Genomic DNA, 19,996 nt, shown 5'->3' on the forward strand with positions numbered 1-19,996 from the left:
CTGCGCTGTAGCGGGGTCGAGATGCCTTGAACGATTCCGGGCGTCCGGGCGTGAGCCTGGCGGGAAGGCCGGAGTATAACAGAGCAATCACTGCGCGCCGCTTTCCTGCTGCTCAACGGTTTTTGTACGGGTGGCGCTGACACTTGCGGCACTCGCTGCATTTGTCGGAGCAGCACCGTAGCGGGCGCTCAGCTCGGCATAGGCCGGTTCGCGCTTGAAGCGCTTGAGTTCGGCACCAAAGCGCTGCACCAGCAAATCCATACCGGCATTGCGCCGCACCGCCAGAAACTGGCTCTGCTGGCTGATGATCGCGGGGTTTTCGGTAATCCTGTCGCGGATGTTCAGCTCGTCGAGCAGATGCTGGCCGACACGGCGGTCGGTGATCAGCAGATCGATCCGTCCGCGCACCAGTTTGCCGAAGTTGGCTTCATGGCTGGGCGCCGGCTCGCGGGTGAACAGCGTCGACTCCCTGAAATCCTTGCTGTAGAGGTAACCCGGCGAGGTGCCGATAGTCAGGCCGCGAAGTTCGTCGAGGGTGCGGAACGGGTGTGGTCGATCATTGGCATAGAACATCACGAACTGGACTTCCGAGAGCGGTTCGCTGGGGTAGAGCAGGGTCGCGTCGCGCTCATCGCTGTGAAAAATGTCCAGCGCGCCATCGGCCTGACCCGTTTCGAGCATCGACAGACAACGTTTCCACGGCAGGAACTGCCACTCCACTTCGATGCCCAGGCGCTTGAAGACAATCGCCGTGGTTTCGTAGTCCAGGCCCAGAGATTTGCCGTTTTCCTCATACACGTAAGGAGCCCACGGTTCCGTGACAATGCGCAATTTCTCGCCCCGAGCGGCAAAGCTCAGGCAAGTGAAGACAAACACGGCGATTAACTGCGTGATCAAAGGCATGGGCTTGAGATTACGACGAGAAACGGGAAAGAGCCAGAAACTGGCTGCAGATGCTCTATCTCCGTGTCTTTGCGCACAATAAAAGTGCATGTGAAAACAAAAGATCACAGCCTGCGACAGTTCCTACAGAAACCTCACATTCCAATGTAGGAGCTGTCGCAGGCTGCGATCTTTTGATCTTTCTTTGACGATTTTTAACGCGGCAACTTCAGGTTGTTCCATACCGCCAGGCTCGCTTCGGCCTGATTCAGTGTGTAGAAGTGCAATCCCGGCGCGCCGCCTTGCAGCAAGCGATCGCACATCTCAGTGATGACGTGCTCGCCGAAACGCTGAATGCTTTGGGTATCGTCGCCGTACGCTTCCAGTTGCTTGCGGATCCAGCGCGGGATTTCCGCACCGCAGGCGTCGGAGAAGCGTGCCAGCTTGCTGTAGTTGGTGATCGGCATGATGCCCGGCACGATCGGGAGGTTCACGCCCAACGCCCGCACACGGTCGACAAAGTAGAAATAACTGTCGGCGTTGAAGAAGTACTGGGTGATCGCGCTGTCGGCGCCGGCGTTGGCCTTGCGCACGAAGTTGGCGATATCGTCTTCGAAGTTACGCGCTTGCGGATGCATTTCCGGGTAGGCGGCGACTTCGATGTGAAAATGATTGCCGGTCTCTTCACGAATGAATTCGACCAGGTCATTGGCGTGGCGCAACTCACCACTGGCCATGCCCATGCCCGACGGCAAGTCGCCGCGCAGGGCAACAATGCGCTTGATGCCGGCCGCTTTGTACTCGGCCAGCAGGCCGCGCAAGTCGTCCTTGCTATCGCCCACGCAAGACAAGTGCGGTGCGGCAGGGATTTTCACTTCGCTTTCGAGCTGCAGCACGGTGTTGAGGGTGCGATCACGGGTCGAACCGCCAGCGCCATAGGTGCAGGAGAAGAAGTCGGGATTGTACGTGGCCAGCTGACGAGCAGTGGCGAGCAGCTTTTCATGCCCAGCATCGGTCTTCGTAGGGAAGAACTCGAAGCTGTAGCGACGATCTTGGGACATGGAGGGAACCTCCAGCTACAAGCTGCAAGCTTCAAGCTGCAAGAGAAGCGGAGATGCGCTCGTCTCTTGTGCCTGGAACCTGCTGCCTGAAACTGTTTAGCAAATTGGGAAAGCGATCGGCTTCGCGCGGCAAGGTCGGCTTTTGGCACTTGCTTGCCGCTTGAAGCTTAAAGCTTGCAGCTGCTCTTAGTAGCGATAAGCGTGCGGCTTGAACGGGCCTTCGACGGTCACGCCGATGTAGTCGGCCTGGGTCTTGGTCAGTTGAGTCACAACGCCGCCGAAACCGCGGACCATTTCCAGGGCCACTTCTTCGTCGAGTTTCTTCGGCAGTACTTCAACAGTCAGGCGCTCGGCTTTCTGGGCTGGCGACAGGTCGGCGTACTTCTGGCCGAACAGGAAGATCTGCGCCAGAACCTGGTTGGCGAACGAACCGTCCATGATACGGCTTGGGTGGCCAGTGGCGTTGCCCAGGTTAACCAGACGGCCTTCGGCCAGCAGGATCAGGTAGTCGTCGTTCTGGGCATCGAATGCGCCAGGACCGGTACGGTGGATCTTGTGAACCTGTGGCTTCACTTCTTCCCATGCCCAGTTCTTGCGCATGAAAGCGGTGTCGATTTCGTTGTCGAAGTGACCGATGTTGCAGACAACAGCGCGTTTCTTCAGGGCCTTGAGCATGTTTGCGTCGCAAACATTGACGTTGCCGGTGGTGGTCACGATCAGGTCGATCTTGCCCAGCAGCGCCTTGTCGATGCTTTCTTCGGTGCCGGTGTTGATACCGTCGATGAACGGCGAAACCAGTTCGAAACCGTCCATGCAGGCTTGCATGGCGCAGATCGGGTCGACTTCGGAGACTTTAACGATCATGCCTTCCTGACGCAGGGACTGAGCGGAGCCCTTGCCCACGTCACCGTAACCGATGACCAGCGCTTGCTTGCCGGACAGCAGGTGGTCGGTACCGCGCTTGATCGCGTCGTTCAGGCTGTGACGGCAGCCGTACTTGTTGTCGTTCTTGCTCTTGGTCACCGAGTCGTTGACGTTGATGGCCGGGATTTTCAGCTCGCCCTTGGCCAGCATGTCCAGCAGGCGGTGCACGCCAGTGGTGGTTTCTTCGGTCACGCCGTGAACGCGGTCCAGTACCTTTGGGTACTTCTTGTGCAGCAATTCGGTCAGGTCGCCGCCATCGTCGAGGATCATGTTGGCATCCCAAGGCGCGCCATCCTTGAGGATGGTTTGCTCCAGGCACCACTCGTACTCTTCTTCGGTTTCACCTTTCCAGGCGAAAACCGGAATGCCGGCAGCGGCGATGGATGCGGCAGCCTGGTCTTGAGTCGAGAAAATGTTGCAGGACGACCAGCGTACTTCGGCACCCAGGGCAACCAGGGTTTCGATCAGCACGGCAGTCTGGATGGTCATGTGGATGCAGCCGAGGATCTTCGCGCCCTTGAGCGGTTGCTCTTCGGAGTACTTGCGGCGCAGACCCATCAGGGCCGGCATTTCGGATTCGGCGATGATGGTTTCGCGACGACCCCAGGCAGCCAGGGACATGTCGGCGACTTTGTAATCGGTGAAATCTGCAGGCGTGATAACAGCGCTCATGAAGAGCCTCCATTCGTAATGTATGCGAATGGGCGCCGTTGTGCGTTTAGTGTCGGACCGATCAAGGCCTGGCAACGCCCCATCCGAGCCTGACAGGTCTAGCCTGCTGCAGCGCCCCTCGGACAGGTGGCGGGAAAACGGTAGCAAGTTGAAGTTACCGTTTTGAAACGGGGGCGATTATAGCTTTCTTTGAGCTGCAAGTTGCAAGCTGCAAGCGACAAGCGAGAGCAGGTCGGCTATTACTTGCAGCTTGCAGCTTGCAGCTTGTGGCTTGAAGCTGGGGGCATTCACCACCATCGTTCAAACACCTCGGAGTCCCCCCATGAATTTCCACACCCGCAAATGGGTCAAGCCCGAAGACCTGAACCCCAACGGCACGCTGTTTGGCGGCAGTCTTCTGCGCTGGATCGACGAAGAAGCGGCGATCTACGCCATCGTTCAGCTGGGTAACCAGCGCGTCGTCACCAAGTACATTTCCGAAATCAACTTCGTCAGCGCTTCCCGTCAGGGCGACATTATCGAACTGGGAATCACCGCCACCGAGTTCGGCCGTACCTCGATCACCCTGACTTGCGAAGTGCGCAACAAGATCACCCGCAAGAGCATCCTGACCGTCGAGAAAATGGTGTTCGTCAACCTTGGCGAAGACGGATTGCCCGCCCCGCACGGCCGGACCGAGATCAAGTACGTCAAAGATCAGTTCAAGGATGACGCGCCCGTTCAGTGACATAGGCGGCGTCCCCTTCGCGGGCAAGCCACGCCCCCACAAGTTCCCCGCTGTACCTGTGGGAGCGTGGCTTGCCCGCGAAAGCGGACGAAAGAGCACCCGTTTGATTCAGGCCGATAGTGAACAGCTCCGGATGGCGCGTGTCGTAGCTAAATGACACCCCCCACGGTTGGCTGACACTATGACTACGTCAACAGAAGGCAAGACCCCCGACCTCTCGCCCAAAGAAAAGCACGAAGTCGAGAAAGGCCAGCCACCGCGCGCGGCGGTGCTGCACGAAATCATCAGAACCCAGGGCGATCAGGAACTTGAACGCAGCGTTGCCGCGCTGTGGTGGTCGGCGCTGGCTGCCGGCCTGACCATGGGCCTGTCGCTGATGGGTATGGGTTTGCTCAACTCCCGTCTGCCGGATGGCGAGGGTTTCAAGGTAATTGCCAGTTTCGGCTACTGCGCCGGGTTTCTTGCGGTGATCCTCGCCCGCCAGCAACTGTTCACCGAAAACACCCTGACGGCCGTGTTGCCGATCATGAGCAAGCCCACTTTGGGGAATTTCGGTCGTTTGTTGCGACTGTGGTCCGTGGTGCTGGTCGGCAACCTGTGCGGCACCATCCTGGTGGCTTACGTGATGCTGGAGCTGCCGATTTTCGATAGCAAGACCGATGTGGCCTTCCTCGACATCGGCCGCAAGGTCATGGAGAACGATGCCAGCAAAATGTTCGCCAAAGGTATCGTCTCCGGCTGGATGATCGCCACCATGGTTTGGATGATTCCGTCCATGGAGAGCGCAAAGATGTGGATCATCATCCTCATCACTTACTTCATGGCGCTGGGAGATTTCACCCACATCGTGGTTGGCTCGGTGGAGGTTTCATACCTGGTGTTTGCCGGTGAGTTGCCGTGGAAGGACTTTTGGCTGGTGTTCGCTGGTCCCACGCTGGTGGGCAATATCATCGGTGGCAGCTTCATCTTCGCGCTGATCAGCCACGCGCAGATTCGCAGTGAGAGCGGGCCGCCGAAAAACACAGCGGATCAGGGCGAGGAGCCCGACCCGCAAAAGATCAAAAAATAGTCGGCTTCAGCTCGGTGCATTAACCGCAGCTACACCGCGGCGTTGCAGGTAGATGAAAAACAGCGCGGTCAGCACCGTCAGGCCGCTGACCAGTGCACCCGTCCAGGGCAAGTCCGCCAGATCCGCGCCGCTGGCCACCACCAATCCGCCAATCCACGCGCCGGCCGCGTTGCCGAGGTTGAATGCGCTCTGGTTCAGGGTCGATCCCAGGTTTGGCGCTTCGTGGGCCTGATCGATGATCAGCAATTGCAGGATCGGGCACAGCGCGAAAGCAAAAATCCCCCATAGCACCAGGGTAATCGCCGCCGGAATCACCGAGTGGCTGGTCTGGCTGAAGGCGGCCAACACCAGCACCACGGCCAGTGCCATGCCGACCAGCGACGGCAACAGGCGACTATCGGCCAGGCGGCCACCGAGCATGCTGCCCGCCGTCAAGCCCACCCCGAACAACAGCAACATGATTGTCACGCCATGGGGGCTCACACCGGTGATGTCCTGCAGGATCGGTGCGATGTAGGTGAATACGCTGAACAGACTGGTAGAGGCCAGCACACTCATGCCCAGCGCCAGCAGCACGTTGACCTTGCCCAAAACCTTGAACTCGCTGGCGAGGTTGGCCTTGTCCATCGCAATGTCCTTCGGCAACCAGATCCATTGCGCAATGGCGGCTATCACACCGATCACCGACACCGCCCAGAACGTCGAACGCCAGCCGGCGTATTGCCCAAGCGCAGTGCCCAGTGGCGCGCCCAGCACGTTGGCCAGGGTCAGGCCGGTGAACATCATGGCAATTGCCTGAGCCCGTTTGTTCGGCGCCACCAGGCCGGCGGCGACCACCGAGCCAATGCCGAAAAACGCGCCGTGGCACAGCGCGGTCACCACTCGGGCGGCCATCAGCGTGGCGTAGTTCGGAGCCAGGGCGCAGAGCATGTTGCCGAGGATGAACATCAGCGTCATGCCCAGCAATGTGGCTTTACGCGGCATGTTGGCGGTGCCGACCGCGAGGATCGGCGCGCCGAACACCACGCCCAGGGCGTAGCCGGTGATCAACAGGCCGGCATGGGGAATGCTCACCGCGAGGTCGCGGGCAACATCGGGCAGCAGGCCCATGATGACGAATTCAGTGGTGCCGATGCCGAATGCGGCAACAGCGAGGGCAAGCAAAGCGAGTGGCATGCGCAAGGTCTCTGTCGGTAGTCTTGACGCTGTGATCAGGCATACGCATGCCGATGACCGTTCTCGACGAGAGCGGGCAGGGTCGGATGTTATTGGAATTAGTCTGTGCGCAACTGAGTGCGGCGTGGTCGCTTGCAGTATAAACAGCTGCTGACATATCGCGAATCAATTCTCCACCCGCTTCATGTAGGGGTGGGCAGCATAAGGAGTTTGCCGTGCTTGCGACGGCTCTGGTGTTGGTGGCGGCGCTGTTGCACGCGGCGTGGAATACCCTGATCAAATTCAGCGCCGAGCGGTTGCTGGTGGTGGCCTGCATGGACAGCGTGGCGATGTTGTTTGTCGTCGTGATGCTGCCTTTCGTGGAGCTTCCTCCTATTGAAATCTGGCCCTGGATTCTGGCTTCGGCGGCCTTCGAGTTGCTCTATCGCTATCTGTTGATCCAGGCCTACCGGGTCGGTGACCTCGGGCTGGTCTATCCGTTGATGCGCGGGTTGTCACCCTTGGTGGTGCTGGCGCTGACGCTGATCTTCGCCGGGGAAGCGCTGACCCATCAGCAGATCTTCGGGATCCTGCTGATCCCGCTTGGCATGCTGTGCCTGCTTTGGCAGGGCGGAGGCGGTGCGCGCCTGCCCTGGTCGATGTTGCCGGTGGTGGCGTTGATCGGCCTGTGCATCGGTTGCTACACCTACATCGACGGTCAGGCGCTGCGGCGATGGTCGCATCCGCTGGACTATCTGGTCTGGGTGACGCTGCTCAGCGCCTGGCCATTCCCGTTGCTGGCCTGGGCGCGGAAGCGGCCGGCGTTCAGGTTGTTCTGGCGTGAGCAGTGGCGTTTGGGGCTGGCGGTCGGGTTCTGCGTGTTGTTCAGCTACGCTTTGGTGCTGTGGGCCATGCAGCTGGGCTCGATTGCCGAAGCGGCGGCGTTGCGCGAGATCAGTGTGATTCTGGTGGTGCTGTTCGGCATGCGTTACCTGAAAGAGCCTTTTGGCAGGCCACGGCTACTGGCCTGTGGACTGGTGCTGATCGGCATGCTGGTGATGAAATTCTGACTGCTCTGTAACGTGAAGAAGGGACTGCTTTATGACGGTTGCTCTGTGGTGCATTTTGATAGCGATTTTCCTGCCGTATATGTGTGTGGGTGTGGCCAAGATCAGCGGCGGGTTCAGGTTGAGACACAACCATGACCCCCGGGGTTTTCTCGATTCGCTGGAAGGATTGGGCAGGCGCGCAAATGCGGCGCAACTGAACAGCTTTGAAGTGACTCCGGCGTTCGCCGCGGCGGTGATCGTGGCTCACCTGGCCGGTAATGCGGAATTGGTGACGATCAACGTGCTGTCGGTGTTGTTCATCACCAGCCGGCTGCTGTACATCATTTTCTATCTAACGGATTTGGCGACGTTGCGGTCGTTGATGTGGTTTGTGGGGATGGGGTTGATTGTGGCGTTTTTCGTTGTGTCAGCCTGAATCTTTATTGCCAATTCAGGCCCCTTCGCGAGCAGGCTCGCTCCCACAGTTGGATTTCTTCATGCACAGGATTTGTGTTCACTGAAGATCCTTGTGGGAGCGAGCCTGCTCGCGAAAGCTATCTAATGGCCAATGCTTGAGTCAGGGTTTGGTCTTCTCTGCATCAGCCACCTGGGGCACTTGTGGCAGCGCCGCGCCCTTAGGCCACAGCATCCAGATTTGCCCCTGTTGCTTCATGTCCCCGGCCAGTTGCCCGGCCGCATCGCCGGTGCCCCAGAACAGATCTGCGCGAACCTCACCGGCAATTGCGCCACCGGTGTCTTGCGCCGCCACCGGTCGAACCAATGCTGTGCCATCCGGTTTGGTGGTGGATAGCCACAACAGGCTGCCCAGCGGAATGACCTTGCGATCCACCGCTGCGCTGTAACCCGCTGTCAATGGCACATTCAACGAGCCGCGAGGCCCTTCGTTGCTGTCGGGGTTACGGGTGAAAAACACGTAGCTTGGGTTGCTGCCGAGCAGTTCCGGAATGCGCGACGGATTGGCCTTGGCCCAGGCGCTGATCGTGCCCATGGTCACGTCCTCTTTCTTCAGTTCGCCTTGTTCCACCAGCCAGCGTCCGATCGGTCGATACGGGTGGCCGTTCTGGTCGGCGTAAGCGATACGCAACTGGCGACCGCTGTCGAGCTGGATACGACCCGAACCCTGGATCTGCAGGAACTGCAAGTTCATCGGATCAGTCAGCCAGGCCACCACCGGTGCCTTGACCCCCTTGGTTTCAATCGTTGCCGCATCGTCGTATGGTTTGAGAACGCGGCCTTCGAGCCGGCCGCGCAGGCGTTTGCCTTTGAGTTCCGGGTAGATGCTGTCCAGGGCAACGATGATCATGTCGTCGGGCACGCCATACACCGGGATGTTCGCCGTTGCGGTCTGGGTCAGGCTGCCGGGGTAGACCGGTTCGTAGTAACCGGTGATCAAACCGTTAGGGTTGTCATTGGCGGCACGCAGGCCATAGACATCGAGGTTCTGCTTGAGAAAGCCACGAATTTCGCCGGCGGTTTGCGGCACGTTGGCGGCTGCTGCGCAGGTGGTACTCCAGACCGGGTCGGCCTTGAGTCGCGTGCAGGCGCTGCGCCACGAGCCGAAGCCAGCAACCAGGTCATTGTCGGAAACTGCCGGCAGAGCCTCCCACGTGGCACTGGAGTAGGTGGCCAAGGCGTGGGTTTTCGGTTGTTGTTTGTCGCCACCGGTGCAGCCTGCGAGCAGGGCCACCATTGGCAGGGTACAGGCCAGGCTGCGACGCCATGCCTTGATACGGCTGTTCATGGAGTAATTCCTTTGCCGGCTGCCTGAGTGCTCCATGCGCTCATGCAACCCGTATTGATAATAGGGCTATTGGTGTTTGCCGATGACGCGAGGATACTGGCCGCCGTTTCCCGTGACCTGAAGCCGACATGACTCTTAAAAGACTTACTGTTGTATTGCTGGCCTGCCTGGCGTTGTCCGCCTGCGGCGGTGTCGATCCCAATTCGCCACTTGGTCAGCGCAAGGCCATTTTCAAGCAAATGCTCAAGACCGGCGAGGACCTTGGGGGCATGTTGCGTGGCCGTATTCCGTTCGATGGCCCGAAGTTCGCTGACGGCGCGGTAAAACTTGACGTGCTGTCCCGTGAACCATGGAAGCACTTCCCGCAGGTGCGTGAAGAAGACCACACCAGTGCCAAAAGCGATGTCTGGCAACAGCAGGAGCGCTTTCAGGAAATGGCCCGCACCCTTGAAGCCGCTACCGGCGAACTGGTGATCGCCAGCCAGGTTCAGCCCTACAAGGCCAGCAACCTGGGGCCGGCGGTGCAGAAGGTCGAAGATGCCTGTAGTGCGTGTCATAAAGAGTTTCGGGATCATTGATTGGCTGTGCCGGGTCTGACGCCTTCGCGAGCAGGCTCGCTCCCACAGAGGAATGCGATTAACAGTGGGAGCGACGATTCGACCTGCTCGCGAAGACTGATCTGGCAACGCCAAAGATCCACGTTCTTTACCCGTTCTTACTTATCCAGCTCATCGACCGCTTCCTGCAATTGCTTGCGGGATTCGGCGAGTTTCTCTTTGCGCTTGTCGATCTTTTCGGGATCGCCTTTTTTCATGGCCTTGTCGAGGTCGGCCTGACGCCTGCTGACTTCGTGCTTGGCGTCGAGCACTTTGTTTTCCCGTTCTTTCTTCAGTGAGGCGTCCGTGCAGTTGGCGGTGACTTCGCTCAGGGCTTTTTCCAGTCCTGCCTGCTGCTCGGCATTACCGTGGGACTTGGCCAGTTCGATCTGATTGATGATGCCTTGCTTCTTGGCGGCGCAGCCGGTCAGTTCCGGTGCATCTTCGGTCGCCATCAACGGAGCGGCCATCACGCTGCAAAGGGTCAACAGGGCGAGCGGTGAAAGAAATTTCATAAAAGCTCCATGTGAAAAAAGCAATCGTGTCGATGCAGCGTTGGCTTGTTTGAGCCCATCGGTACTAGAGGGTTCCCGGGTGCCAAGGCATTACCGGTCGTCAAAAACCGTCAATCCCTGCCGCCCGTAATGTTTCACTCAAGGCCAGGACCTGCGGGTCGCGGAAAAACGCGCTCAGTTGCGCTGCGCGTCCCGGGCCGATCCCGGATTCGGCCTGCCATTGTTCGGTGTTTCGATTCGCCAGCGCCTGCCATGAATCAACGAGATGTGCCTGGCCTGTCGGTGGCATGCCCAGGGCTTTGAGCCAACGGGCGAAAGGTCGTTGCCGGGCACTGTCGAAACCGCTCGAAAGTCGCGCGGCACTGCGCTCGCCGAAACCATCAATGTTAGCAAGCTCTTGAGCATCGAGGGTCAACCAATCGAGCAGACCTTTCAGGCGGCCTGATTCAAGGAGCTTTTCCCAGGTGCCAGGGCCGACATGGGACAAAGCCAGGCCCTGTTTGCCACTGAGCCAAGTCAGGCGGGCGAGGAATTGACCCTCGCATCCCGGAGTGGGTTGCCAGCAGCTTAGCGAATGAAAATTCGTTGCCAGTGGCGCGTTCAGTTCCGGTCGCTCGGTGCTGCGCAGCACCACGCCATCCAGTCTGGGAATGGTCAGGCCGGCCAGGCTGATGGCGATCTGGTCACCGGGACGAATGTCCAGAAATTGCCAGCGTTGCAAGGAGCTCACACTGACACGCTTGATTTGCCGGTCATCGAGCATCACCGGCGTCAGCTCCAGTACCGGGGTGATCCGTCCGGTCCGGCCGATCTTGAAGTGAACCTTGCGCACTCGCGCCAGTGCCTGGGCGAAAGGGTATTTCCAGGCAACGATCCAGTAAGGCGGCTTGGCTTGCCAGCGTTCGGCGGGTGGGCGGCTTCCCTGGCGCAGGACGATGCCATCGCTGGCAAACGGCAGGGTCGAGCGAAACCAGTGGTCGCGCCAGCGCTGTGCATCGGCCAATGCGCTGATCGGTTGGCTGTACGCTTTGGTACCTGGAAACCCCAGTTCATCCAGCATCGCGACGCGCTCTGGCAACTTTTCCGGACCTCGGGGCCAGTCCCAGACGAACAGGCCTATCCCGGTTGCCTGCTGCGCACTTAATGCTTTGCGAGCCATCAAGCCGGCGACCGTGGCTCGGGCATTGAGACTACCGTCCCGAGCCTGCACATGCCCGTCCAGGCGCCAGTAGAGTTCGCCTTGCACCAACAGGTCCAGGGGTTGCGAGAGGTGCTGGGGGATGGCTGCAATCTGACGCGCCGAAGCCGTCCAGTCCTGGCCATGTGAACCATCGCCACGACTGATCGCCTGGGTCAGCTGGCCCTGGCGATAGATTAAGGTCACGGCAACGCCGTCGACCTTGGGTTGGACCCACACGTCCGTGCGATCACGCAGCCAGCGTTCGACGGCCTGTTCGTCGTGCAGTTTTTCCAGGCCGGTGTGGGCGATGGGGTGGGCAATCGTGCCGCGCGCTGTTCGCAGCGGATCTGTGGGTGAACCCCGGTTGAAGCATTGGTGCCACTGGGCAAGGCGCGCGCGGGACTGGTCATAGAGTTCGTCGGCGACCAGGGATTTTCCTTCGCGGTGATAGCTGTCGTCCCAGAGGTCGATCTGTTTTTGCAGTGCAGCGACTTCGTTCGAGGCGCGTTCGGGTGGCCAGTCGGGGCATGGGGTGGCGTTGGCGTTCAGGCTGGAAAGGGTCAGCAGGCAAGTGAAAAACAGGCGCAGGGTGAGGGGCATCGCGAGCGTCCTTGCTCATTGGGGTGCCTGAAGGCTAGGCGAGTACTGGCTGGCTTGAAGGGTGGGTGTTTTGCCGAATGTTTTGTTGTCTGGACTGGCTTCTTCGCGAGCCTGCTCGCGAAGGGGACGATGTGGTCTCGAATGCAAGGCAATAAAAAGCCCCGCACGGCAAAACCGTGCGGGGCTTTTGGTACAGCCGGGAAAGGCTTACAGGCCGGCGGCAGAACGCAGGGCGTCGGCGCGGTCGGTTTTTTCCCAGGTAAAGGTGGTGAAAGTATCGTCACCCACAGTCTTGGTTGCCGGGGTACGACCGAAGTGGCCATACGCTGCGGTTTCCTGGTACATCGGGTGCAGCAGGTCGAGCATCTTGGTGATCGCGTATGGACGCAGGTCGAACACTTCGCGGACCAGCTTGACGATCTTGTCATCGCTGATCTTGCCGGTGCCGAAGGTGTTCAACGAGATCGAAGTCGGCTGGGCGACGCCGATGGCGTAGGACACCTGAATCTCGCAACGCTCGGCCAGGCCGGCGGCGACGATGTTTTTCGCCACGTAACGACCGGCGTAGGCAGCCGAACGGTCAACCTTCGATGGATCTTTACCGGAGAACGCGCCGCCGCCGTGACGGGCCATGCCGCCGTAGCTGTCGACGATGATCTTGCGACCGGTCAGACCGCAGTCACCCACCGGGCCGCCGATGATGAACTGGCCGGTCGGGTTGATGTGGAACTGGGTGTCCTTGGTCAGCAGCTCGGCAGGTAGCACGTGCTTGACGATCAGTTCCATCACGCCTTCGCGCAGGTCGTTGTACGACACTTCGGGGTTGTGCTGGGTCGACAGAACAACGGCGTCGATACCGACAACCTTGCCGTTTTCGTAACGGCAGGTTACTTGCGACTTGGCGTCTGGACGCAGCCAAGGCAGCAGGCCGGATTTACGGGCTTCAGCTTGCCTTTGCACAAGCTGGTGCGAGAACGTGATCGGTGCTGGCATCAGCACGTCGGTTTCGTTGCTGGCGTAACCGAACATCAGGCCCTGGTCACCGGCACCCTGATCTTCAGGCTTGGCGCGGTCGACACCCTGGTTGATGTCAGGGGACTGCTTGCCGATGATGTTCATCACGCCGCAGGTCGCACCGTCGAAGCCGACGTTGGAGCTGGTGTAGCCGATGTTGGTGATCACGTCACGAACGATCTGCTCCAGGTCAACCCAGGCCGATGTGGTGACTTCGCCGGCGATGATTGCCACGCCCGTTTTCACCAGAGTCTCGCACGCCACACGGGCGAACTTGTCTTCAGCAATGATGGCGTCCAGTACCGCATCAGAAATCTGATCGGCGATTTTGTCCGGATGCCCTTCAGACACGGACTCGGAGGTGAAAAGGGAGTATTCGCTCATCTCGATTTTTTCCTGAAATTACCGATGGTGAGTGTCGCCAGCCGGCCGCTGAAAATGGCGGACCTGAATCTGGAAACCATTACGTAAGCCTACATAGAGGCTTTCCCCGGGAACGAGTCCCGCAGCGGTGGCCCAACGGGCCAGGTCGTCCTGTTCAAACCCCAGCCAGAGATCACCGCAGGCCTCCTTGGCCCAACTCTGGTTGTGGCTGCATAACTCTGTCACTAACAGGCTACCGCCTGGTTGCAGCAAATTGGCCATGTGCTTGAGCGCATCGGCCGGTGCGGCGAAGTGGTGCAGCACCATGTTCAATACAACGCAATCGGCCCGGAGGCTCACACCGTTCAAAGCATCGGCCAGTTGCAGGCTGACGTTGGTCAGCATCTGGCGTTCACACACCTGTCGCGCCAGTTCGAGCATCGCCTGGCTGTTGTCCAGCGCCGTTACCTGAGTGAAGCGGCGTGCCAGTTCCGGTAGAAAAGCACCGTCTCCGGGGCCGACCTCAATGGCTGTAGCGCTTTCGTTGAAGCTCAGCTTGTCGAGCAAGGCCACCACGCTATCGCGGTATTGCGGCAGGCCGGCGATCAAGTCTTGCTGGGCGCGAAACTTCTCCGCGACCCGTGAGAAAAAGTCCTGACTGGCCGCCGCCCTTTGTCCGTGAACCTGAGCGATCCGCGACTGCACATCGGCAGGCAGGGTCAGCTCGTCCACCTCTTCGAGCAAGGCCGTGTGCAGTTTGCCGCCCAGCATTTCGGTGTGGGGCAGGGCGCGACGGTAGAAAATCGCGTTGCCTTCACGGCGGGTCGCTACCAGGTCGGCCTGGGCCAATACCTTGAGGTGATGGCTCATGCCGGACTGGCCGATACCGAAGATCTGCGCCAGTTCAAGCACGCCAAACGAATCGTTGGCCAGCGCGCGCAAAACATTCAGCCGCAGAGGATCGCCAGCGGCCTTGCACAAGGCCGCCAATTCATCGCAATCGTCATGGCGAATGGAAGGCACACGTAAATTCATAAGGCCGGCAGTCTAGTCATGCGCCGGAAGCACCGCAAGAGCAATATCAAAAAGTTTTGATATTGCTCGATAGATGGCACTTCTTAACGTTAGCTTCAGTCAACAAACGAGTGGCGGAAAGGTTTCACCAGCCGAATCCGTCGTTATCGATTGGAAAAACGCCTTCAGATGACTATCTGTCATTGCCCCGAGGCGGCTCGGTGAGGGAAAATGCTCGCCTTTTTTCCGTTTCGTTTTATTCACTCTCGATTCAGAACCCGCAGGAGAACAGCGATGCCTAGCCGTCGTGAGCGTGCCAACGCCATTCGTGCCCTCAGCATGGATGCCGTGCAAAAAGCCAACAGCGGCCACCCCGGTGCCCCTATGGGTATGGCGGATATTGCCGAAGTGCTTTGGCGCGACTACCTCAAGCACAACCCGAGCAATCCATCGTTCGCCGACCGTGACCGCTTCGTGCTGTCCAACGGTCATGGCTCGATGCTGATCTACTCGCTGCTGCACCTGACCGGCTACGACCTGTCGATCGAAGACCTGAAGCAGTTCCGCCAGCTGCACAGCCGCACACCGGGTCACCCGGAGCTCGGTTACACCCCGGGTGTTGAAACCACCACCGGTCCACTGGGCCAGGGCCTGGCCAACGCCGTGGGTTTTGCCCTGGCTGAAAAAGTCATGGCGGCGCAATTCAACCGTCCCGGCCACAACATTGTCGATCACCACACCTACGTGTTCCTGGGTGATGGCTGCATGATGGAAGGCATTTCCCATGAAGTCGCTTCCCTGGCCGGCACCCTGGGCCTGGGCAAGCTGATCGCCTTCTACGACGACAACGGCATCTCCATCGACGGCGAAGTCGAAGGCTGGTTCACCGATGACACGCCCAAGCGTTTCGAATCCTACAACTGGCAAGTGATCCGCAATGTCGACGGTCACGACCCGGAAGAGATCAAAATCGCGATCGATACCGCTCGTAAAAGTGATCAGCCAACCCTGATCTGCTGCAAGACCACCATCGGCTTCGGTTCGCCGAACAAGCAAGGCAAGGAAGATTGCCACGGCGCCCCGCTGGGTGACGCGGAAATCGCCCTGACCCGTGCCGCGCTGAAGTGGAACCACGGCCCGTTCGAAATCCCGGCCGACATCTATGCCGAGTGGGATGCCAAGGAAGCCGGCCGCGCGGTCGAAGCCGAGTGGGACCAGCGTTTCGCAGCCTACTCCGCGGCCTTCCCGACCGAAGCCAACGAACTGATTCGTCGTCTGAGCGGTGAGCTGCCGGCTGACTTCTCCGAAAAAGCCGATGCTTATATCGCCGAAGTCGCTGCCAAGGGCGAAACCATCGCCAGCCGTAAAGCCAGCCAGAACGCCCTGAACGCGTTCGGCCCGCTGCTGCCTGAATTCCTTGGCGGTTCGGCTGACCTGGCCGGTTCCAACCTGACCTTGTGGAAAGGCTGCAAAGGCGTCACCGCTGAAGACGCCAGCGGCAACTACATGTACTACGGTGTGCGCGAGTTCGGCATGACCGCGATCATGAACGGCGTTGCCCTGCACGGTGGCCTGGTGCCTTACGGCGCGACCTTCCTGATGTTCATGGAATACGCCCGCAACGCCGTGCGCATGTCGGCCCTGATGAAGCAGCGTGTGATCCACGTCTATACCCACGACTCCATCGGTCTGGGCGAAGACGGCCCGACTCACCAGCCAATCGAGCAACTGGCCAGCCTGCGCTGCACGCCGAACCTCGACACCTGGCGCCCGGCCGACGCCGTTGAATCGGCGGTGTCCTGGAAGTATGCGCTGGAGCGTAAAGACGGCCCTTCGGCCCTGATCTTCTCGCGTCAGAACCTGCAGCACCAAACCCGCAACGCCCTGCAGATCGCCGACATCAACCGTGGCGGTTACGTGTTGAAGGACTGCGCCGGCGAGCCTGAGCTGATCCTGATCGCCACCGGTTCGGAAGTCGGCCTGGCCGTTCAGGCCTTCGACAAACTCACCGAGCAAGGCCGCAAGGTGCGTGTGGTTTCCATGCCTTGCACCAGTGTGTTCGATGCTCAGGACGCCGGTTACAAGCAATCGGTTCTGCCGTTGCAGGTCAGTGCCCGTATCGCCATCGAAGCTTCCCACGCCGACTACTGGTACAAGTACGTCGGCCTGGAAGGTCGCGTGATCGGCATGACCACCTACGGCGAATCGGCGCCTGCGTCTGCCTTGTTCGAAGAGTTCGGCTTCACCCTGGAAAACATCCTGGGTCAGGCTGAAGAGCTGCTGGAAGACTAAAACACAGCGCGGCGGTTTCAGGACTGCCGCGAACTCCTGTAGGAGCGAGCCTGCTCGCGATGGTCGTTAACGATAACGCTGGGTGCCTGGATGCCCGCGCTGTCTGGGCCACCATCGCGAGCAGGCTCGCTCCTACAAGGGTTGTGTTGTTAACGAGAATTCGTTTGCCTGCGTCTATCGAGAACCCCCATGCCTCAACCGCGTCCCTACAAAGTTGCACTCAACGGCTACGGCCGGATTGGTCGTTGCGTCTTGCGTGCGTTGTTCGAGCGAGGCGAGAAGGCCGGGTTTGAAATTGTCGCGATCAACGATCTGGCCGACATGGCCAGCATCGAATACCTGACACGCTTCGACTCCACCCACGGGCGCTTTCCCGGTGAGGTGAAGGTCGACGGTGATTGTCTGCATATCAATGGCAACTGCGTGAAGGTCCTGCGCAGTGCCACCCCCGAAGGCATCGATTGGGCGTCGCTGGGCGTCGATCTGGTGCTGGAATGCTCTGGTGCTTACCACACCCGTGCGGACGGCCGGCGCTTTCTCGATGCCGGCGCGCCGCGTGTGTTGTTTTCCCAGCCGATGGCCAGCGAGTCGGATGTCGACGCCACCATCGTCTACGGCGTGAACCAGGATTGCCTGACCGGCGACGAGCTGTTGGTGTCCAACGCCTCCTGCACCACCAACTGCGGCGTGCCGCTGTTGCGCTTGCTGGACCAGGCTATCGGCCTGGAGTACGTATCGATCACCACCATTCACTCGGCCATGAACGATCAGCCGGTGATCGACGCCTATCACCATGAGGACCTGCGCCGCACCCGTTCGGCGTTCCAGTCGGTGATTCCGGTGTCCACCGGTCTGGCGCGCGGTATCGAACGCCTGTTGCCGGAACTTGCCGGGCGAATTCAGGCCAAAGCCGTACGTGTGCCGACGGTTAACGTGTCTTGTCTCGATATTACGATGCAGACCGTGAGTGATACCGACGCCACCGAGGTCAACCGGATCCTGCGCGAGGCTGCCACCAGCGGCCCGCTCAAAGGCCTTCTGGCCTATACCGAGTTGCCCCACGCAAGCTGTGACTTTAACCATGACCCACATTCGGCGATCGTCGATGCCAGTCAGACCCGCGTTTCTGGCCCTCGGCTGGTGAACATCCTGGCCTGGTTCGACAACGAATGGGGTTTTGCCAACAGAATGCTGGATGTTGCAGAGCACTATCTGCAAACAGCGACTCCAACAACTGCTCTCTAAATCAGTAACCCAGGAAATGCGACCCATGACCGTGTTGAAGATGTCCGACCTCGATCTGCAAGGTAAGCGCGTACTGATCCGCGAAGACCTCAACGTCCCAGTCAAGGACGGTGTAGTCACCAGCGATGCGCGAATCCTGGCTTCGCTGCCGACCATCAAGCTGGCCCTGGAAAAAGGCGCGGCAGTGATGGTTTGCTCGCACCTTGGCCGTCCGACCGAAGGCGAATTCTCCGCCGAGAACAGCCTCAAGCCAGTCGCCGACTACCTGAGCAAGGCTCTGGGTCGTGAAGTGCCGCTGGTAACCGACTACCTGGGCGGCGTCGACGTCAAAGCCGGCGACGTCGTGCTGTTCGAAAACGTGCGCTTCAACAAGGGCGAGAAAAAGAACGTCGATGAACTGGCCAAGCAATACGCGGCCCTGTGCGACGTGTTCGTGATGGACGCCTTCGGTACCGCGCACCGTGCCGAGGGTTCGACCCACGGCGTGGCCAAGTTCGCCAAGGTGGCTGCCGCTGGCCCGCTGCTGGCCGCAGAACTGGACGCACTGGGCAAGGCCCTGGGCGCCCCGGCTCAACCAATGGCTGCCATCGTTGCCGGCTCCAAGGTGTCGACCAAACTCGACGTGCTGAACAGCCTGAGCCAGATCTGCGACCAGTTGATCGTTGGCGGCGGCATTGCCAACACCTTCCTGGCGGCTGCCGGTCACCCGGTCGGCAAATCCCTGTACGAGCCAGACCTGCTGGACACCGCCCGCGCCATTGCCGCCAAGGTCAGCGTTCCGCTGCCAGTGGACGTGGTGGTTGCCAAGGAGTTCGCCGAAAGCGCCGCGGCCACTGTGAAGCTGATCGCTGACGTCGCTGCCGATGACATGATTCTGGACATCGGTCCTCAGACCGCAGCGAATTTCGCCGAACTGCTGAAATCGTCGAAAACCATCCTGTGGAACGGCCCGGTTGGCGTATTTGAATTCGACCAGTTCGGAAACGGTACCAAGGTGCTGGCCCAGGCCATCGCGGACAGCGCGGCGTTCTCCATCGCTGGCGGCGGCGACACCCTGGCGGCCATCGACAAGTATGGCGTTGCCGAGCAAATCTCCTACATTTCTACCGGCGGCGGCGCGTTCCTCGAGTTCGTCGAAGGCAAGGTACTGCCAGCCGTTGAAGTCCTGGAAAGCCGGGCCAAGGCCTGAGGCCGTCCGTTTGACCAGGCAGGGAGTGTTTACATGGTCAAGACGTTAGCGCTGTTGATCGTCGCGGGTTCGCTGGCAGCTTGCGGGAGTAACCCGAAAGCCACGCCGGAGCCTGCGCCGGCTGCGCCACAGAATGGCTGTTACCAGGCCGACTGGCAGGCGGAAACCAATCCGGTACTCAACAAGCGCTCCGGGCCTGACGGTCTGGACAAATATGAGACACGGACCCTCGCCAAGGAACATGGCTGTCCTTGACGGGTCTGACTCTTTACCCAGTGCCGGTGGCGTGTGCTGTCGGCCGAGGAACACGGATGAAAGGTTTTATCGCCATTACGGCGCTGGCTTTGCTGGCCGGATGCACTAATTTGAACCCGTTCCAGTCGTCCGCTGCGGCCGACAACTGGACCACCTGGACTTGCGATAGCCAGGCCAAAGTGCTTTGGCGCTACACCGACGACAACCGCAAGGACGTCGACGTTCGCCTGGGCGGCGCCGATCAGGTCTATCGCTTGAAGCAGGAGCCGGGCGCGTCGGGTTCGCTGTACAGCAACGACATGCTGGCGTTTCACGTGAAGGGTGAGGAAGGCCTGGTTTACTGGGTCGCCACCAATGATTTGATTGGCCGCGGTTGTAAAGCGCAATAACTGACACGACACGCTCCCACAGGGTTCTGTGTAGTTCATGAGA

The 19,996-nt window shown here is 59.8% G+C and carries 19 protein-coding genes and 1 riboswitch; of the genes, 10 read left to right on the forward strand and 9 right to left on the reverse strand.

Translation table 11 applies throughout. From position 1 onward, the window contains the following. Positions 1-87: 87 nt before the first annotated feature. From FFS64_RS08150 to ahcY, 3 genes are all read right to left on the reverse strand, one after another. The gene (locus FFS64_RS08150) at positions 88-903 is read right to left on the reverse strand and encodes an ABC transporter substrate-binding protein (protein WP_137804940.1); all 816 of its coding nucleotides are present in this window, start codon (positions 901-903) and stop codon (positions 88-90) included. 194 nt (positions 904-1,097) lie between these two features. After that, complete coding sequence (gene metF, locus FFS64_RS08155; RefSeq protein WP_137804941.1) at positions 1,098-1,943, reverse strand: methylenetetrahydrofolate reductase [NAD(P)H]; 846 nt, start codon at positions 1,941-1,943, stop codon at positions 1,098-1,100. Positions 1,944-2,129: 186 nt separating this feature from the next. Beyond that, complete coding sequence (gene ahcY / locus FFS64_RS08160) at positions 2,130-3,539, reverse strand: adenosylhomocysteinase (protein ID WP_137804942.1); 1,410 nt, start codon at positions 3,537-3,539, stop codon at positions 2,130-2,132. A gap of 23 nt (positions 3,540-3,562) precedes the next feature. After that, positions 3,563-3,665, reverse strand: a riboswitch (S-adenosyl-L-homocysteine riboswitch). Positions 3,666-3,861: 196 nt separating this feature from the next. Between ahcY and FFS64_RS08165 the strand changes: the two genes are divergently transcribed. Both FFS64_RS08165 and FFS64_RS08170 read left to right on the forward strand, forming a co-directional pair. Beyond that, positions 3,862-4,266: an acyl-CoA thioesterase gene (locus tag FFS64_RS08165; RefSeq protein ID WP_137804943.1), complete on the forward strand. Its 405-nt coding sequence runs from the start codon at positions 3,862-3,864 to the stop codon at positions 4,264-4,266. A 181-nt stretch (positions 4,267-4,447) separates the two neighbouring features. After that, complete coding sequence (locus FFS64_RS08170; protein WP_137804944.1) at positions 4,448-5,335, forward strand: formate/nitrite transporter family protein; 888 nt, start codon at positions 4,448-4,450, stop codon at positions 5,333-5,335. Between the two features lie 6 nt (positions 5,336-5,341). Here the strand turns inward: FFS64_RS08170 and FFS64_RS08175 are convergent, their stop codons facing one another. Continuing rightward, the gene (locus FFS64_RS08175; protein WP_137804945.1) at positions 5,342-6,511 is read right to left on the reverse strand and encodes an MFS transporter; all 1,170 of its coding nucleotides are present in this window, start codon (positions 6,509-6,511) and stop codon (positions 5,342-5,344) included. A 215-nt stretch (positions 6,512-6,726) separates the two neighbouring features. On the opposite strand from FFS64_RS08175, the gene FFS64_RS08180 reads away from it, so the two are divergent. Then, positions 6,727-7,560: an EamA family transporter gene (locus tag FFS64_RS08180; RefSeq protein ID WP_137804946.1), complete on the forward strand. Its 834-nt coding sequence runs from the start codon at positions 6,727-6,729 to the stop codon at positions 7,558-7,560. Positions 7,561-7,591: 31 nt separating this feature from the next. After that, entirely contained in the window at positions 7,592-7,975 is a 384-nt protein-coding gene (locus FFS64_RS08185) for an MAPEG family protein (RefSeq protein ID WP_137804947.1), read from the forward strand. A gap of 141 nt (positions 7,976-8,116) precedes the next feature. Here the strand turns inward: FFS64_RS08185 and FFS64_RS08190 are convergent, their stop codons facing one another. Beyond that, on the reverse strand, positions 8,117-9,301 hold the full coding sequence (locus FFS64_RS08190; RefSeq protein ID WP_137804948.1) for a murein transglycosylase A: 1,185 nt from the start codon (positions 9,299-9,301) through the stop codon (positions 8,117-8,119). A 128-nt stretch (positions 9,302-9,429) separates the two neighbouring features. On the opposite strand from FFS64_RS08190, the gene FFS64_RS08195 reads away from it, so the two are divergent. Next, on the forward strand, positions 9,430-9,879 hold the full coding sequence (locus FFS64_RS08195; RefSeq protein WP_137804949.1) for a cytochrome c: 450 nt from the start codon (positions 9,430-9,432) through the stop codon (positions 9,877-9,879). 137 nt (positions 9,880-10,016) lie between these two features. On the opposite strand, the gene FFS64_RS08200 is transcribed toward FFS64_RS08195, so the two are convergent. The 4 genes from FFS64_RS08200 to FFS64_RS08215 form a co-directional block, all read right to left on the reverse strand. Next, positions 10,017-10,412, reverse strand: a complete 396-nt coding sequence (locus tag FFS64_RS08200) for a DUF1090 domain-containing protein (RefSeq protein WP_137804950.1) — start codon at positions 10,410-10,412, stop codon at positions 10,017-10,019. Between the two features lie 100 nt (positions 10,413-10,512). Then, the gene (gene ligB / locus FFS64_RS08205) at positions 10,513-12,192 is read right to left on the reverse strand and encodes an NAD-dependent DNA ligase LigB (protein WP_137804951.1); all 1,680 of its coding nucleotides are present in this window, start codon (positions 12,190-12,192) and stop codon (positions 10,513-10,515) included. A 207-nt stretch (positions 12,193-12,399) separates the two neighbouring features. Further along, positions 12,400-13,590: a methionine adenosyltransferase gene (gene metK, locus FFS64_RS08210; RefSeq protein WP_137804952.1), complete on the reverse strand. Its 1,191-nt coding sequence runs from the start codon at positions 13,588-13,590 to the stop codon at positions 12,400-12,402. An 18-nt stretch (positions 13,591-13,608) separates the two neighbouring features. After that, positions 13,609-14,604, reverse strand: a complete 996-nt coding sequence (locus FFS64_RS08215) for a metalloregulator ArsR/SmtB family transcription factor (protein ID WP_137804953.1) — start codon at positions 14,602-14,604, stop codon at positions 13,609-13,611. 273 nt (positions 14,605-14,877) lie between these two features. On the opposite strand from FFS64_RS08215, the gene tkt reads away from it, so the two are divergent. The 5 genes from tkt (at position 14,878) to FFS64_RS08245 (ending at position 19,953) form a co-directional block, all read left to right on the forward strand. After that, positions 14,878-16,875: a transketolase gene (gene tkt / locus FFS64_RS08220; RefSeq protein ID WP_095195979.1), complete on the forward strand. Its 1,998-nt coding sequence runs from the start codon at positions 14,878-14,880 to the stop codon at positions 16,873-16,875. Between the two features lie 189 nt (positions 16,876-17,064). Continuing rightward, positions 17,065-18,120: an erythrose-4-phosphate dehydrogenase gene (epd, locus tag FFS64_RS08230; RefSeq protein ID WP_137804955.1), complete on the forward strand. Its 1,056-nt coding sequence runs from the start codon at positions 17,065-17,067 to the stop codon at positions 18,118-18,120. A 25-nt stretch (positions 18,121-18,145) separates the two neighbouring features. Next, positions 18,146-19,309, forward strand: a complete 1,164-nt coding sequence (locus FFS64_RS08235; RefSeq protein WP_137804956.1) for a phosphoglycerate kinase — start codon at positions 18,146-18,148, stop codon at positions 19,307-19,309. Between the two features lie 33 nt (positions 19,310-19,342). Continuing rightward, positions 19,343-19,564: a hypothetical protein gene (locus tag FFS64_RS08240; protein WP_137804957.1), complete on the forward strand. Its 222-nt coding sequence runs from the start codon at positions 19,343-19,345 to the stop codon at positions 19,562-19,564. 56 nt (positions 19,565-19,620) lie between these two features. After that, positions 19,621-19,953 (forward strand): MliC family protein, encoded by a 333-nt coding sequence (locus tag FFS64_RS08245; RefSeq protein WP_137804958.1) that lies wholly within the window; start codon positions 19,621-19,623, stop codon positions 19,951-19,953. The last annotated feature ends 43 nt before the right edge of the window (positions 19,954-19,996 follow it).

Origin of the sequence: Pseudomonas sp. G(2018), from assembly GCF_005502415.1 — a bacterium.
Classification (GTDB): Bacteria; Pseudomonadota; Gammaproteobacteria; order Pseudomonadales; family Pseudomonadaceae; genus Aquipseudomonas.